Below are 15278 nucleotides of genomic sequence, written 5' to 3' on the forward strand. Positions count from 1 at the left end.
TTGGGGGAGATCAAAGCGGTCGTAACGATGCATAAACAGCAGGTCGGCGGCGGAGCTCCGATTTTTGTTGCGGATAATGTAAAGCAGATGGAGGAAACGGCCTTTCTTCTGGAGAAATTATTGGATGCGGCTGTTCATGATCTGAAAAACGGCACATTTATTTTGGTGAAGCATAAATAAATGAAATGTTAGCCAAGACAGCGCTTTTTTGCTATGATGAATAGCGTGAGAATTTTTGAAGGAGTGGAAAAGATGGCAAGACCCGTTATTGCAATCGTCGGGCGGCCAAATGTGGGTAAATCTACAATTTTTAACCGCGTCATCGGTGATCGGTTGGCTATTGTGGAAGATAAACCGGGTGTCACGAGGGATCGGATCTACGGATCTGGTGAATGGAACGGCAAAGCTTTCAGTATTGTGGATACTGGAGGCATTGAAATCGATGGTGTTGACGAGATCATGAAGTCAGTCCGCATGCAAGCGGAACTGGCGATCGAGGAAGCTGACGTCATCATTTTTATGGTCGATGCCAAAACCGGTTTGACCCATGCGGACGATGAAGTTGCACAAATGTTATTTCGTTCACGGAAACCTGTTGTCGTGGCCGTCAACAAGGTCGATAATTTTAACCGGATGGACGATATTTATGAGTTTTATAGTCTTGGATTTGGCGAGCCGATTGCGATCTCCGGAGCGCATGGTATCGGTATCGGAGATTTATTGGACGCTGCTGTGGAGAAGCTGCCTGAGCTTACAGATGTCGAATACGACGAAGATGTCATTCGAGTTGCGTTGATCGGAAGGCCGAATGTCGGGAAATCTTCACTTGTTAATGCTCTGTTAGGTGAGGAGCGTGTAATCGTAAGCAACGTTGCAGGCACAACGCGCGATGCGATTGATACACCGTTTGAACGCGATGGACAGCGATATGTCCTTATTGATACAGCCGGTATGCGCAAGCGGGGTAAGGTCTACGAGGCAACAGAAAAGTATAGTGTTATGCGTGCGCTGAAAGCGATCGAACGCGCGGATGTGGTTCTTATTCTCATTAATGGCGAAGAAGGAATCATTGAACAGGACAAGCATATAGCAGGATTCGCCCATGAGGCTGGGAAGGCCTCCATATTTGTAGTGAATAAATGGGATGTTGTTGAAAAAGGCGACAAAACGATGCAGCATTTCACGCAAAGCGTGCGCGATCACTTTTTGTTCATGACCTACGCACCTGTCGTGTTCCTGTCCGCGTTAACGAAATCACGGTTACATAAGCTGCTTCCTGTTGTAAACCACGTTTCGGAGCAGCATGCGATGCGTATTCAGACCCATCTGCTTAACGATGTCATCGCCGATGCGGTTGCGATTAATCCGCCTCCGTCGGATAAAGGGAAGCGCCTGCGCATCAATTATGTCACACAAGTGGCTGTTAAACCGCCGACTGTTGTGGTTTTCGTAAACGATCCTGAATTAATGCATTTCTCGTACCAGCGCTATTTGGAGAACAAAATCCGCAGCGCATTTGATTTTGAGGGTACGCCGATCCGTATTTTTACGCGTCGGAAGTCCGATGAAGATTAGGGGAGAGTAGAGTTGTTCGACTTTATTGCAGTTGTGGTCAGTTATTTGCTCGGTTCGCTCGCATTCAGCATACTCATTGCAAAATGGGTGAAGGGAATTGACATTCGCCAGCATGGAAGCGGCAATGCCGGAGCGACCAATACGCTTCGGGTGTTGGGGAAAGGGCCGGCGATTGCCGTATTTTTGCTCGATATCGCTAAAGGTATTCTTGCCGTATTTATCGGTGATTGGCTTAGCGGCGGCAATGAATGGACGATGGTGCTGAGCGGTCTTGCGTCGATTGTCGGGCATAACTGGCCGATCTGGTTTCGCTTTAAAGGCGGCAAAGGCATTGCCACGACGGTTGGCGTTATGGCGACTTTGTCTTTCCTGCCGACATTATATGCGGGTTTGCTCGCTATTTTATTAATTGTTATCACTCGTTATGTTTCTTTAGGCTCGCTAGTGTTCGCTGCGTTTACACCCCTGTTTCTTGTGCTGCTTGGCAAACCCCTCCCTCTGTTATGGGCAAGTTTGATCATCTGTGCCTTTGCGTTCCTAAGACACCGCACCAACATTGTAAAGCTTGTGCAAGGCAAAGAAAACAAGCTGGGCGCTAAGAAAGGAGTGTCTCATGGCAAATCATAAAGTAACGGTTCTCGTTGCGGGAAGCTGGGGTACAGCGCTTGCCGCTGTGCTCGCTGACAACGATCACCAGGTGAAGCTGTGGACACGCAACTCGGAGCAAGCGCAGGAAATTAACGGCGCCAGGAAAAATATGCGTTTTCTGGGTGAGGCGGCTTTACCTGAAGGGATCGAAGCGACTACCGATCTGGCTGAGGCTTTGAAGGGAGCAGAAGCGGTCGTATTTGTCGCCCCATCCGCAGCGATGAGGGAGATTGCAAAGCTTGCAGCCCCCTACATAAGTGAGCATACATGCTGTATTCACGCGACAAAAGGCTTTGAAACAGACAGTCTGAAACGGATGACAACCGTACTGGCGGAGGAGCTTCACCGGAAGGAAGAGGAACTGGTTGTATTGTCCGGGCCAAGCCACGCCGAGGAGGTTGTACGGAAGCAGCCGACTACCGTTGTCGTAGCCTCATCTAACCAGGAAGCGGCAGAGTACGCACAGGATTTGTTTATCAATAGTTATTTTCGCGTCTATACCAACCCGGATGTCATCGGGGTGGAGGTTGCCGGTGCGATCAAAAATATTATTGCACTGGGGGCAGGGCTATCGGACGGCCTCGGCTTCGGAGACAATGCCAAGGCCGCTTTAATCACCCGGGGGTTAGCTGAAATCGGCCGACTGGGCTCAGCTATGGGAGCGAATATGCTCACGTTCGCTGGATTAGCTGGCATAGGAGACCTCATTGTGACCTGCACGAGCCAGCACAGCCGTAACTGGCGTGCAGGTTCGATGCTCGCAAAGGGCCTGGCTGTTGAAGAAGTTCTGAAGCAGATGGGCATGGTTGTTGAAGGGATCCGCACCACGCGCGCGGCGCATGTATTGGCTGAACAATACGATGTACCGATGCCGATTACCGAGCAACTATACCAAGTGCTGTTTGCATCCAAACCGCCGAAACAAGCGGTTGAGGATTTAATGGGTCGCGGACGCACACATGAAATTGAGGAAGTAGCCAAGTCATGGGGCCTACACCAATCTGAACCTCCTGTCATATGATGCTAGCAGTACTGGCATATGTTTGCAGGAGGAGGGGTACGATGAACAACAAAAACATCCCTAAAGATGTCCTTGATGCGGTAAAGAAAAAAACAGGCAAGCCAATTAGCGAAAATGCGATTAAAAAACTTGCCAGCGGTGTAACTTCGCAGACAATCCAAAGCGAAGCGGAGCTGCGCCGCTTGATCAAGCAGGTATCGACAATGGCTAAAGTTCCGGTTACAGAAGAAACAGTGAACGAGATTGTCGGAGCTGTGAAAAAGAGTGGCATGAACATGAACAATCTCGAAGCTTTAATGAAAATGATGCTTAAAAAATGATCGCATAACGGACAAAAACACGATCCAGGAAAACGTATTTTCTACTGGACGCCGTTTTTGTCCTTTTTTTTTGTAACGACTTTGACAAGACCGCGGTTTTCGTTTCTACTTATCCAATGTTATAATATTACTTTATTAGACCATAGAGCAGGAGTAGATTTGATCATGGATCCAATGACCAAAATGTGGGTGTCCTTCATTGGGATCGGATTGATGGCATTGGCAGCTGTTGTCATCACGATAGCAAGGACAAAAACCCGTGGCGTAGTGCGTATTATTTTGTCGATTATTGCTTTTGTATTATTGTTATTCGGATTTTTGTACGGTTTTATCTCAATTACATAAACGATTCAGAGCAGGAGGACGGAGAATTTCATGATTGAACTCAAAGGACGAATGAAAACGGCAGAAGTGGAAAGCGAAAGTGGACTTTCGATTCTTGACCATGCCTTAAAACATGATATTGATTGGGGATTTTCCTGTACGCGCGGGACATGCGCCCGCTGCCGCTGCCTGATTGAATCGGGCATGGAATATCTGGAGGATGTAACGGACGAGGAATGGGACCGTTTGGAGCAGCATGAGCTGGACGAAGGCTATCGACTGGGATGTCAGGCGATGGTCAAATCATCGGCAGGACATATTGTTGCGGTTAATAAGCCGTATTTCTAAAGGAGGTGTCGCGCTTGAACACCGCCGATCATTTGCTTCATGTACTATCCGAAATAGCGGGCAGGGTATCTGAGTCTGGCTCTCCTTGGGTGGTAGGGGGAAGTGCGGGCTTGCTGCTTAGAGGGCTTGAGCTTGACAAACCGCCCCGTGATCTGGATCTTTACGCCGATGAAGAGGACGTGCTCGCCGTTCACAGCGCCTTGGAGCCCTATTCTGTCGATCGGCAGGTGCTGAACGAATCAGGCCTGTACCGGTCGATTTTGAGCCATTATTTGATCGATGGGATAGCGGTTGAGTTAGTTGGCGGCTTCGAAGTACAGACGGCGGATGACCTTTATCGCGCGGAAGTGCGTGAGGTGCTCGATCCGTACGGCCAACAGGTGTCAAAGGGGCAGATCGGCTTTACTATTGTGCCTTTAGCCCATGAGCTTTGCTTTAATGTGCTGCGCGCCCGGGAAGACCGGTCGCAGCTTATTGCATCTGCTATTTCACAGGAATATCAAAGGCATATGCCGGCGTTTCAGGCGATTAAGGAGCGCAACCGTCTGTCGGAGGATACGCTGGCCCGTATGCAGGGATGGATCGGTCAGCATGGAACGGAGGAATGGACAGATGGGCGTTGAGGTTACGTTCATGCCGGAAGGAAAAAAGGTTACCGTCCAACCTGGCGTATCCGTGCTTGAGGCGGCCAGAAGGGCTGGAATATCGATTAGAACGCGCTGCGGAGGCAAAGCAGGGTGCCTTATGTGCAAAGTGACGCATTGCTCCGTAGGCGGCCTATCGGCACCAAGAGAAAATGAACGAAGAAAGCTCGCAGGTTTGGAATCATCGGGCTTGCGTCTGGCCTGTCAAGCAAAAGTGACGGGAAATGCGGCCATTGAAGTGCCGGAGGATCCATTACGTTCGGCAGTACGAAAGCAGTTGGCCAGACAAAAAGAGCAGGAAGATGAATTGTGGTAAGCAGGAGGTAATCGAAACAATGAGAACAGTGAAAAAATCGGTAAGCCTGTTGGCGCTGATCGGTTTATGTGCTGTCCTGATGACAGGGTGTTTATATCCCGAGGAGAACCGCGCGCAGAATATGGCATCGACCCGTGATGCAGTTATCTATATGCAATCTGTCATTGATCAATATCAGCAGCAAACCGGTGTGCTGCCTATTAAGAATAGTACGCCTGACACGCCAAAGTACGAGAAGTATGTGATCGATCTGGCGAAGCTCCAGCGCATGCAGTACATTGGTGATCTTCCGTCGGTTTCTTTTGAAAATGGCGGGCGATTTTATTTTCTGCTGCTTGATGAGGATACGAAACCAACAGTGAAACTGATGGATCTTGTTTCATTTCAAGCCGTGAACGATATCCAAAGCTGGGTCAATGATTACCAGCGGCGAAATAACACTCTGCCTGTAGGAGATGAGGCATATCCTGGATTTTTCCGCATTGATTACGGTGCTCTTGGCAAAAAGGAGCCCGCAATAACGAGTCTGTATTCCGGGACAACACTCAGTACGATGATGGACGGGCAAGGTATCGTCTATATCGACTATGGGATTGATTTGATGAGAACGATAGAGCGGAACAGCTTAGCGCCTGAACCGGAGCAGGATTTGAGAGAGTTTCTGGCTGCTGAATACGATTTTGTTCCGGTTAAAACCACTGTGTATCATTGGGTGGACAATGAACCGCGCGCCATGCCGGAAGATAAAGAGTAAGTTTCTGCCTGTAAAAGTGGCCGTCTCAAACGCAGTGCATTCTGCGGGGGAGACGGCCTCTTTGTGCTGCGCTGGAAATCATTATTTGCTTCTGTCTGGCGATTTGTTGGAATAGGGAGACGCATCGCCTCATATATCAATTCATGGAAGGACGGAGCGTGTGCCGTTTTAAAAGATTTCATCAAGGAGTCGTCATAAATACCGGGCGGCAACATATGATGTTACTAGTCCAAATGGTTGTACGAGTTGCGTCGCTTGCCCGCTTCAATCATCCGAAGGATAGCGGCGAACCCTGGCAGTGCGAGGTAAATGTCAGCGTTCCGGCAGGAGATGTACCACCTTGTACTCGGAAATTTGATTGGGAGGGGATATTCAGTGGAGAAAGTTGACATTTTCAAGGACATAGCCGAACGAACAGGCGGGGATATTTACCTCGGCGTCGTTGGTGCAGTACGTACAGGCAAATCAACCTTTATCAAACGCTTCATGGAAACGGTTGTACTGCCCAGCATAACAAACGAAGCCGACCGGATAAGAGCGATCGATGAACTGCCGCAAAGCGCGGCCGGGAAGACCATTATGACGACGGAACCTAAATTTGTGCCGAACCAAGCCGTTCAGATCAAAGTGACGGAAGGCCTTAACGTTAATGTCAGGCTGGTTGACTGTGTCGGCTATGCAGTTGAAGGCGCGAAAGGCTACGAGGATGAGAACGGTCCCCGCATGATAACGACGCCTTGGTTCGAGGATCCGATTCCGTTCCAGGAAGCAGCCGAGATCGGAACCCGTAAAGTAATACAGGAGCACTCCACCCTTGGAGTGGTTGTAACGACGGACGGATCGATTGCGGAGATCCCGCGCAATTCCTACATCGATGCGGAAGAGCGAGTCATTAATGAGCTGAAAGAAGTTGGCAAACCATTTGTGCTCATTGTGAACTCAACCCGGCCGAAAAGCGATGAAGCTCTGCAGCTAAGAAATGAACTGCAGGAGAAATATGATATTCCAGTCATGACCATGAGCGTAGCCACGATGGGAGAGGAGGAAGTCATCTCCGTACTGCGCGAGGTATTGTACGAGTTCCCTGTCCATGAGGTCAACGTCAATCTGCCGAGCTGGGTAATGGTTCTTAATGAGAATCACTGGGTACGCAGCAATTATGAAAATTCCGTTCGCGATACCGTAAAGGACATCCGGCGTCTGCGGGATGTTGACCGGGTGGTTGCGCAGTTCATGGAATATGACTTCATCTCCCGCGCCGGATTAAGCGGGATGAATATGGGGCAAGGCGTGGCAGAGATTGACTTGTATGCGCCGGATGAGCTGTATGACCAAATCCTGATGGAAGTGGTGGGTGTCGAGATTCGCGGCAAAGACCATTTGCTTCAGCTGATGCAGGAATTCTCCCATGCCAAGCGTGAATATGACCGGTTTGCCGAAGCGCTCGAAATGGTGAAAACGACCGGATACGGCATTGCCGCCCCTTCCTTGGCGGAAATGGCGCTCGACGAACCGGAATTGATTCGTCAAGGCTCAAGATTCGGCGTACGCCTCAAAGCTACCGCTCCCTCGATCCATATGATCCGCGTCGACGTCGAATCTGAATTTGCGCCGATCATCGGTACGGAGAAGCAGAGTGAGGAGCTGGTGCGCTACCTTATGCAGGATTTTGAGAACGACCCGATAAAAATCTGGGAGTCCGATATTTTCGGCCGTTCACTGCATTCCATCGTCAGAGAAGGCATTCAAGGAAAAATTGCGATGATGCCCGACAATGCGCGATATAAGTTGCAGGAGACACTCGGACGCATTATCAATGAAGGCTCAGGCGGGCTGATTGCGATTATTCTTTAGGCTGCCAATGATGATGAATTAGAGCTTTATCGACAAGCTGAGGACACGCGATAGCGTGTCTTTTTATTTGTTTCACTATCTGGTGCCCGTCCATAGCCTGAATATCCTTAAATATCAGTCATTTCAACACTTTTGCATTAAAACGTGAAAACTTCCTAATCTACTTGAAATTCGGAAACGGCTGTATTACTATAAATTTGTTCGGCTTTAAGGTATATTTTTGCAACTTTCGGTTAAACAGAATGATATTGATGCGACAACGGTTGCCGTCAGGGGAGGTGAAAGATATGAACAAAACGGATTTGATTGCCAAAGTGGCTGAATCGACCGAGCTTTCCAAGAAAGATGCGACAAAAGCGGTCGACGCCGTTTTTGATGCTATCTCTGACGCTCTGCAAAGCGGAGAGAAAGTTCAACTGGTCGGCTTCGGTAACTTTGAAGTTCGCGAGCGTTCGGCACGTAAAGGCCGCAACCCGCAAACAGGCGAAGAGATCGAAATCGCGGCTAGCAAGATGCCGGCATTTAAACCAGGTAAATCTTTAAAGGATCTTGTATCCAACTAACCGATGAAATGAATTGAACGTCCGGATGGATTCCATTCGGGCGTTTTCAAATTCGCGTCCTTAGCGTCTATTGACTTTTTTTGAGAAATCCTTTAGACTCATTTTTGCAAATATTCAAAACGCGAAACGGATGTCACTGTCACAAAGAACGGCGTCAGTTGTTTCAGATCGGTTCGTCGGGGTATGGCGCAGCCTGGTAGCGCGCACCCTTGGGGTGTCTCGTAATGGCTTCGTTAGGTAAATCCGCTAACTTAGCGGTAAATCCTCCGTTCGACAAGCGGTATTTTTAACGCATGGGTGCGCGGCTGGGTATCGGTAGGGTGCGCGTAAGTTACACTCCCGTTCGGTAACGTAAAAGTTAGCGGGAGGATCTACATTGGACAAGCGTATAGGCAGACGCTATAAGAACACGAGGCGCTCCGGTAAAGGTCCGGCATCACTCGACGATTTGTACGATACGTTCGTAACCGCCAAGATAGCGGAAGGCGTGTCGGCCAGAACGATCGAAACTTACGAGGAAAATTATCGTTTTTTATGCGATTATATAGCGCTTGAAGGATTGCCGCGGGAATTTGACTCGGTGACAACGGATTTACTCCGGTCTTACATTAACTGGATGCTGACGAAGAAGCGGAAGTGGGAAGGTCACGCGCACAAATCGGAAGATGAGAAAACGGTGGGCCTCTCGCCGGTAACGGTTAATACGCGGCTCAAAGGTTTACGTACTATGTTCACGTTTTTGTACGCCGAGGACGAGATACCTTACAACCCATTCGACAAAATAAAGCCGGTCAAAGAGCCGGAGCAAGAAATAGAAATAATGACCGCCGAACAAATGGAGCGTATACTTAAATCTCCGGACAGGAAGACATACGCCGGCTTCCGGGACTTCGTGTTTATGAACGTATTGATTGACGGATTCTTCCGCATTAATGAAGCGCTAAAGATCCGCGAATCCGACATAAACTTCGAAACGGGCCTCGTCACAATCCCGGCTGTAAACGCCAAGTCACGCAAGAGTAAAACGGTACCGTTATCGAGAGGGACGCTGAAACTGCTACGCGACCTGATCGCTGATAATGCGGATTTCGAGACGGATTACGTTTTTCTCACGAACTACGGCGACAATATTTCGGATGACCGTATGCGGGACCGAATTAAGCAGCACGCGAGGAAAGCGAATATTGACGTTAGGGTATACCCGCATTTGTTCCGGCATAGCGCGGCAACCCTTTACCTAGAGAACGGCGGAGAGATCCGTTTTTTAGCGGAATTACTTGGACATGCTGACCTCCGGATGGTACTCCGGTACACGCATTTATCGAAAAAAGCGGTATCGGAAATGCACGTAAAATACTCGCCTATTCACAACGTTACCGGGAAGCTTAGTAAGGAACGTCGTATAATGCGCTGAGAGGCGTATAGAGACGCGTAACCACCTTGTCGGTATAAACTGTACTGTATAACGAATAAAGCCCGCCAGGAACCGATTACGGAACCGAGCGGGCTTCTTCGTTTATTTAAGAATGATCTCTGTCACCACATCCTCGCCTATAGATGAATAACTCGCGCCATCAAATGCCGCGTCCACGAAATAATTCAGGCTGGTGATTTGATTTATGTCGCTTTTGACTTCAAATATAATTTTTCCTTTCTTTATAACCTTCCCTTTATACTCACCGCCGAGCGATTCATAAGTGTAACCGGCGACTTGCTCTTTGGTATTCGTCACAATTTCGCCCGATGGGAACCAGCCTACGTTGTCGCTCGAAGTATTCTCCACCTCTACGTCAAAGACAACCGCATTCACCGGACTATAATACGTATCATACTTAAACGCAGGATTCAGCGTTACTTTCGTCACCTTCAGCGTCATCGGCCCGCTTTTGACCGTCACGTTTACGTCGTACGATTTCGCGGCTGTAGCGGTTGTTTCCGTTGCGCCGCCGTCCTTACTCGTTATGGATACCGTACGTGTTGCCGCGTCATATCGTACGTTAGCGCCGAGCATTTCGGCCGCCGCCCGTACCGGTACGTAGGTAACGCCTTTTTGTACGATCGGCTCGACGTTCGCGACCTGACCGTTAACAATTAGCGTAAACTTCGTTGCGGCAAATGCACCAAATCCGATGGACGCTCCGAGTATTGACGTTAACAATGCCGCGATTACGAGTTTCTTCCGCATAATATCATCCTCTCCTTCGGTAGTTTCTACGTAATTTTACCATAAACGTTTCAGGACGCGGAGAAAATTTTAACTACGGATGTCCCAATCTGCGCGGATCGTGTAACGGAGGAAAAAGTTTTCCGCAAAAGTGTGCGAGAACAAATGTCTATCCGAATAATACAGTAACAGAGAAATTTACGGAAGGAGGCGCTGATAATGGCGCAGGAAATTAAACGGGCATTACCACGCAAACGTAACCGGGTGCAAATCGTGAAGGTTACGGTTAAGCATCCGGACGGGACGACGGAAGAGGTTGACGCGAAGGAGTGTACGAAGTGTGGCGTAGTGAAGGCGCTGCTGGAGTTTAACACGAACAGTAATCGGTGCTCAGAATGCGCAAAGGAATCAGCGCGAGGGAATTACAAACAACGTAAAGTAATGTGGGAGGTTATTGAGGGGGGTAAGGTACAAGAAATGTAATGAGTGTTTTGAAAACAAGAAAGAAGAAATTGATTTTTATAAAAGCGGAAGAGGCTACGAGTTTATTTGTAAGAGTTGTAGGATAAGCGCGGCTATTAACAACAAGAAAAATAATAAAGAGCGTTACGCTAGATACTCTGCTAATCGCAACGCACTTATTAAGGCACTTCCAAGGTATGACCACAGGAAAGCCACATTTGATTCTTACAGGTATTTCAACTATAAATGCGCTTTAACTAACACGCGCGGGGATTTAGTGGATGATCATTTTATAGCTATAGCCACGGGTCATGGAGGAACAATTAGAGGGAATATAATACCTCTTCTCTCTGCTATTAACTTTAGTAAGAACGATGCTGACCCATTCACTTGGTTCGAAACGAATAGGCAACGTTTCGAACTCGATGATTCCCGCTGGAACGCGCTTATCTCGTACCTCGCGGATCAGAACGGACTCACCCTCGACGAATATAGGCAGTTTGTCGATTGGTGCTACGCAAATCAACGCAGTATTGACGACATCCGCGCGGACAATGAACGATACGGCTACGTTGTATCATCGCTCGAACTTTGGCGTGAGGCTACCGGAATGTCGTTTCCACTACGGATTGACTTCCGCCAGAAGAGGAGGAATGCTCGCGATCGACGTAACCATTTCGTTGGTATCCACGAGATGGTCTAAACGGAGAGGAGGCGTTAACATGAACAATCCTGCTATCTCGTATTTTACCCGTTTCCAATTTCGTGGCCCGCCCGCTTAAATACGCCTCAACGCGATCACCGTAAAATTGACGGGAAATTAGGCGCTGAAATAGGCGTAGGGTATAAACACTTCACCCGACGGATTTAAACGCTAATTTCACGGTAAAATCGCGGCGAAAAGTAGGCGTGCGGATTTCAGGCGCGGGGCAGGCGGCGGGGCGCGGCGTTTCGGGGACGGTTTTATCTTTTATATTTTAAGTTCCATGCGCTCCAGATAGTATTAATAACCGTTTACGCGTAAATGTTTGGATACGTACGGATTAAATACGGAACGTAGTGGAGTATTTAAGACGTAATGTTTTAATCTTTAAATCTTTAATGCTTTTAATATCTTTAAAATCTTTTATTATAACGCAAAGTTCCCGTTAAGTCAATAGTGACTTTTCGCGAACACTACGTTTACCTACGATCCGGCCCCGCGCTGGAAATCGGTAACATTAACTATTCTGCTACGGAGGTGTTAACGTGAAAGTAACGATCCCTAACGAAGTGGCTGACGCGATTGAATTTGCCCGCAGTTGGCCGGAAACTAACGCGAGTATTATAACGCACGTGATTGATTCGGAAATTTATACCGATGATCGCTCGAATGCTCTACGCTCAATCCCGTTCGATACGCTCTTATCCGCACTCGTCAACGGTTACGAACGTGAGAAGACGGCGGAGGAGGCCGCACATGAGCGAATTAAAAGGGTTTACGACATCGCTATTGATACTGCTAAGTATTTCATTGATGCCGTCGAAATAGCGGAGCAACTATCGTTCGCGGACGGAATCAAATACGCACTGAACGAACTCGGAGTAAAAATAAGCGGCGTCAACGCGCCGGGAAGAGATACCGGTAAATGAACAGCGGTAAGTTCACGTATGAGGTTAACGTGATTATATCGAGAACTCCGTCTGGACTACGTTTTGCGGCACTATCGCTGAAGATATATGAAGAAATCCGCTCAATCACGGCGGCCTCTTATCGGCGGTTGAATACGCAATCGTCAACGAAGTGAACGGCCGGACGGAAGCGCGGACACTGGCGGAATTGCTCGCTGAATATACGCAAGAGGTGGCGCGGCTGCGAACGACGATCATTAACGCAATGGTTCCGAAAATTGACGAAAAGGGAGCGATGTAAATGGTAGCGCACGAGGACGTATTTAAAGGCACGGCGATCAAACGGTCACAAACACCGGAGGAACTGACGGTCGCACTATCAGCGTTCATACCCGCAAATTTAACGGCGGCCGACGTAATCTTCCTATGTATCGGTACGGACCGCTCAACGGGCGACGCTTTGGGACCGCTAGTTGGAACGTATTTGGCGGGCCTCGGCTATAACGTAGTCGGTACGATTGACGATCCGACGCACGCGATGAACCTTGCGGAGAGAATGGCGGAGCTGCCCGCTGATAAAACGGTAATTGCGATCGATGCGGCACTCGGCCAAGTAACGTCGGTCGGCACGTACATGGCGATTAATGGTCCGTTGAAGCCGGGCGCGGGCGTCAATAAGGATCTACCGTATGCCGGCACGTATTCGATTAGCGGAATCGTTAACATTGGCGGCTTCATGGAATACTTCGTGCTGCAGAATACGCGGCTATCCGTCGTAATGAAGATGGCGCGCGATATCACTTCCGCACTCGTTAACGTATTTCCGATGCACGGATCAGCGCGCAAGGTACCAGAGGAGGCACCCGTTAAGAAAAAGCGCGGCCGCCCTCGTAAAGTTAAGACGGAGGTGAGCGTATGACGCCGGAACAAGTCGCGCTAGAAACGTCGATGCTCGCCTGGCAACGGATAGCTGACGAGTATAAAACGGAGATCACGCGCCTCCGTACGAATATCGAAGCGCTACGGACTTACGCGGAGGATCGCGAATTGGAATACCGCGACGATCCGGTGGCGGGCGTACATTTTCGGCTTGGCATGGCGGCGGCCTACGGTGACATCGCGCGTAAATGCGTAGTGGCGGCCGCGTGTGATAACGTTAAATTTATGCGAGGAGATGACGGGGATGGCGGAAAATAAGCGAAACTTTGCGGCTGATCAACGTATATGCGACGCGGCGACTCCGGGGCCTTGGACGATCGAAGGTAACAACGTGGATGGTCCGGATACTGGTTACGGCGAATTGCGTGTGGCAACGTTAAGCGATACGGCAAGGCGTGAACAGACGGAGAACGCACGTTTTATCGCGGAAGCCCGTACCGGATGGCCGGCGGCGTTAGCGGAGATTGAACGGTTGAAGGCGGAGTTGGAGTCGTACCCCCATGCGGTGGATCACCTCATTAACGAAATGAGATCGAAACACGCCGCGGAGATTAAACGGTTGAAAGCGGAGATTGAACATCTAATGCGTAAGTCTAACGTTAATTTGGTCGGGTATAGGCCGCATACAATCGTGATTGACGAGGAGGTGACCGCTTATGAAGGCCCCGAAGGCGCGGATTAACCGTAAGGACTGGCGCAATCTACCGACCGCCGAGTGGAATACGGCGACTTTTCACGCTTACTTCGCGGACATGAATCGCGAGCTCTACGGAATGGACTACGCGCCTATGCGTAATTACTCGTTCGAACAAGGCGTACTCAAACGCGCGATCACCGAGCACGGGGCGGAATTATTACGCGCAGCCTTCGACGAATGTTTCCGCGATTACCGGCCGACGCGCGACTATCCGATATTGACGGCGGGCTTTTGCGTAGCGTACCGGATTAACGGAATAATCCCGCGGCTCAAGCGTGAGCGTGCGGAGGCGGAAAAGGCCGGCGTGGATGATACGGACTATGACGCGTTGGAGGCGTGGCTTTAAAAATTCAAACGGGGAGAGATGCAGTGTGAGAACGATTGAGTTTCGCGGAAGACATGTCGAAACGGGCGAATGGGTGTATGGAAGCCTACTGGATGGAGATATCATCGTCAGTGGGCCAGTAGATGTAGATGAAGAATATATCGGACTTAGCGAGTGGTGCTCTGTTGATCCCAAGACAATCGGTCAATACATCGGACTCCGCGACAAGAACGGGAAAGAGATTTATGAAGGGGATATCATTAAAATCACTTTCGATACGAATTTCGCAGAAAAACCATTCTACTTCGGTAAAGTTGTTTACGGCGCAGAGAGTGGATATCCAGCATTTGATTTAGATCCTTGGATTGACTGCGAAATGAACGCTTTAGGTTGGCTGAAAAGTGAGAGTGATGAATCGGTAGTCAGTTATGAGGTCATCGGAAACTTCTACGAAAATCCCGATATCTTAGCGAATCAAACGTAAAGGAGGCGGAGCCTATGACGCGGCCGAACGATAGTCACGCGTTCGTGATGTTCGGACTATTCGCGGAAATGGCGTTGGATGAGGCGATACGAAGGCGCGAGGAAGCGTGGCTACTAACGCAGATTGACGAAGCCTTGCGCGATCGTGACGAGTCAGCTTTCGTGAAGCTGGCGGGAAGATTGCGGGAATTACGGGATAGCAGCGTGTGATTATAGCTATATAAGGAGAG

General features: G+C 49.2%; 23 protein-coding genes. 22 read left to right on the forward strand and 1 reads right to left on the reverse strand.

Features of this window, described 5'->3' with window-relative positions; genetic code table 11:
• The 13 genes from IEW11_RS00710 to IEW11_RS00770 all read left to right on the forward strand — a co-directional run bounded on the left by IEW11_RS00710 (window position 1) and on the right by IEW11_RS00770 (window position 9781).
• Window positions 1-180, forward strand: a complete 180-nt coding sequence (locus tag IEW11_RS00710) for a capping complex subunit for YIEGIA (protein ID WP_188528043.1) — start codon at window positions 1-3, stop codon at window positions 178-180.
• Window positions 181-252: 72 nt separating this feature from the next.
• Complete coding sequence (gene der, locus IEW11_RS00715; RefSeq protein ID WP_188528045.1) at window positions 253-1575, forward strand: ribosome biogenesis GTPase Der; 1323 nt, start codon at window positions 253-255, stop codon at window positions 1573-1575.
• 12 nt (window positions 1576-1587) lie between these two features.
• Window positions 1588-2202, forward strand: a complete 615-nt coding sequence (gene plsY, locus IEW11_RS00720; RefSeq protein WP_188528047.1) for a glycerol-3-phosphate 1-O-acyltransferase PlsY — start codon at window positions 1588-1590, stop codon at window positions 2200-2202.
• The gene (locus IEW11_RS00725) at window positions 2189-3244 is read left to right on the forward strand and encodes an NAD(P)H-dependent glycerol-3-phosphate dehydrogenase (RefSeq protein WP_188528049.1); all 1056 of its coding nucleotides are present in this window, start codon (window positions 2189-2191) and stop codon (window positions 3242-3244) included. The genes plsY and IEW11_RS00725 overlap by 14 nt, the downstream gene beginning before the upstream one ends.
• Before the next feature lie 41 nt (window positions 3245-3285).
• The gene (locus IEW11_RS00730) at window positions 3286-3564 is read left to right on the forward strand and encodes a stage VI sporulation protein F (RefSeq protein ID WP_188528051.1); all 279 of its coding nucleotides are present in this window, start codon (window positions 3286-3288) and stop codon (window positions 3562-3564) included.
• A 165-nt stretch (window positions 3565-3729) separates the two neighbouring features.
• Window positions 3730-3909: a DUF2768 family protein gene (locus IEW11_RS00735; protein WP_188528053.1), complete on the forward strand. Its 180-nt coding sequence runs from the start codon at window positions 3730-3732 to the stop codon at window positions 3907-3909.
• A 30-nt stretch (window positions 3910-3939) separates the two neighbouring features.
• On the forward strand, window positions 3940-4236 hold the full coding sequence (locus IEW11_RS00740; protein ID WP_188528055.1) for a 2Fe-2S iron-sulfur cluster-binding protein: 297 nt from the start codon (window positions 3940-3942) through the stop codon (window positions 4234-4236).
• A gap of 14 nt (window positions 4237-4250) precedes the next feature.
• Window positions 4251-4859 carry a nucleotidyltransferase family protein gene (locus IEW11_RS00745; RefSeq protein WP_188528057.1) on the forward strand — a complete coding sequence of 203 codons (609 nt, stop codon included), beginning with the start codon at window positions 4251-4253 and terminating at the stop codon, window positions 4857-4859.
• On the forward strand, window positions 4849-5196 hold the full coding sequence (locus IEW11_RS00750; protein ID WP_188528059.1) for a 2Fe-2S iron-sulfur cluster-binding protein: 348 nt from the start codon (window positions 4849-4851) through the stop codon (window positions 5194-5196). The genes IEW11_RS00745 and IEW11_RS00750 overlap by 11 nt, the downstream gene beginning before the upstream one ends.
• A gap of 19 nt (window positions 5197-5215) precedes the next feature.
• Window positions 5216-5950 carry a YphF family lipoprotein gene (locus IEW11_RS00755; RefSeq protein ID WP_188528061.1) on the forward strand — a complete coding sequence of 245 codons (735 nt, stop codon included), beginning with the start codon at window positions 5216-5218 and terminating at the stop codon, window positions 5948-5950.
• A 375-nt stretch (window positions 5951-6325) separates the two neighbouring features.
• Entirely contained in the window at window positions 6326-7804 is a 1479-nt protein-coding gene (gene spoIVA, locus IEW11_RS00760; RefSeq protein ID WP_188528063.1) for a stage IV sporulation protein A, read from the forward strand.
• A gap of 287 nt (window positions 7805-8091) precedes the next feature.
• Entirely contained in the window at window positions 8092-8367 is a 276-nt protein-coding gene (gene hbs / locus IEW11_RS00765) for a non-specific DNA-binding protein Hbs (RefSeq protein WP_188528065.1), read from the forward strand.
• A gap of 376 nt (window positions 8368-8743) precedes the next feature.
• On the forward strand, window positions 8744-9781 hold the full coding sequence (locus IEW11_RS00770; RefSeq protein WP_188528067.1) for a tyrosine-type recombinase/integrase: 1038 nt from the start codon (window positions 8744-8746) through the stop codon (window positions 9779-9781).
• A gap of 102 nt (window positions 9782-9883) precedes the next feature.
• Here IEW11_RS00770 and IEW11_RS00775 read toward each other — a convergent pair whose 3' ends face one another.
• The gene (locus IEW11_RS00775) at window positions 9884-10552 is read right to left on the reverse strand and encodes a stalk domain-containing protein (protein WP_188528069.1); all 669 of its coding nucleotides are present in this window, start codon (window positions 10550-10552) and stop codon (window positions 9884-9886) included.
• Window positions 10553-10750: 198 nt separating this feature from the next.
• Here IEW11_RS00775 and IEW11_RS00780 point away from each other — a divergent pair, with 198 nt between their 5' ends.
• The 9 genes from IEW11_RS00780 (at window position 10751) to IEW11_RS00815 (ending at window position 15258) form a co-directional block, all read left to right on the forward strand.
• Entirely contained in the window at window positions 10751-11014 is a 264-nt protein-coding gene (locus IEW11_RS00780) for a hypothetical protein (RefSeq protein ID WP_188528070.1), read from the forward strand.
• Window positions 11015-12241: 1227 nt separating this feature from the next.
• The gene (locus IEW11_RS00785) at window positions 12242-12625 is read left to right on the forward strand and encodes a hypothetical protein (protein WP_188528073.1); all 384 of its coding nucleotides are present in this window, start codon (window positions 12242-12244) and stop codon (window positions 12623-12625) included.
• Window positions 12626-12776: 151 nt separating this feature from the next.
• Entirely contained in the window at window positions 12777-12905 is a 129-nt protein-coding gene (locus IEW11_RS25095) for a hypothetical protein (RefSeq protein WP_268237350.1), read from the forward strand.
• Window positions 12906-13523 carry a spore protease YyaC gene (gene yyaC, locus IEW11_RS00790; protein ID WP_188528075.1) on the forward strand — a complete coding sequence of 206 codons (618 nt, stop codon included), beginning with the start codon at window positions 12906-12908 and terminating at the stop codon, window positions 13521-13523. It abuts the gene before it with no gap.
• The gene (locus tag IEW11_RS00795) at window positions 13520-13801 is read left to right on the forward strand and encodes a hypothetical protein (protein ID WP_188528077.1); all 282 of its coding nucleotides are present in this window, start codon (window positions 13520-13522) and stop codon (window positions 13799-13801) included. The genes yyaC and IEW11_RS00795 overlap by 4 nt, the downstream gene beginning before the upstream one ends.
• On the forward strand, window positions 13788-14225 hold the full coding sequence (locus IEW11_RS00800; protein WP_188528079.1) for a hypothetical protein: 438 nt from the start codon (window positions 13788-13790) through the stop codon (window positions 14223-14225). Before IEW11_RS00795 ends, IEW11_RS00800 begins: the two co-directional genes overlap by 14 nt.
• Complete coding sequence (locus IEW11_RS00805; RefSeq protein WP_188528081.1) at window positions 14200-14586, forward strand: hypothetical protein; 387 nt, start codon at window positions 14200-14202, stop codon at window positions 14584-14586. The genes IEW11_RS00800 and IEW11_RS00805 overlap by 26 nt, the downstream gene beginning before the upstream one ends.
• 25 nt (window positions 14587-14611) lie before the next feature.
• On the forward strand, window positions 14612-15049 hold the full coding sequence (locus tag IEW11_RS00810) for a YopX family phage-derived protein (RefSeq protein ID WP_188528083.1): 438 nt from the start codon (window positions 14612-14614) through the stop codon (window positions 15047-15049).
• A 14-nt stretch (window positions 15050-15063) separates the two neighbouring features.
• A complete protein-coding gene (locus tag IEW11_RS00815; RefSeq protein ID WP_229724898.1) occupies window positions 15064-15258 on the forward strand; it encodes an IDEAL domain-containing protein in 195 nt (64 codons plus the stop codon).
• Window positions 15259-15278 lie beyond the last annotated feature (20 nt).

The sequence above is a fragment of the Paenibacillus abyssi genome (assembly GCF_014640295.1).
In the GTDB taxonomy this organism is placed as follows: domain Bacteria; phylum Bacillota; class Bacilli; order Paenibacillales; family Paenibacillaceae; genus Paenibacillus_D; species Paenibacillus_D abyssi.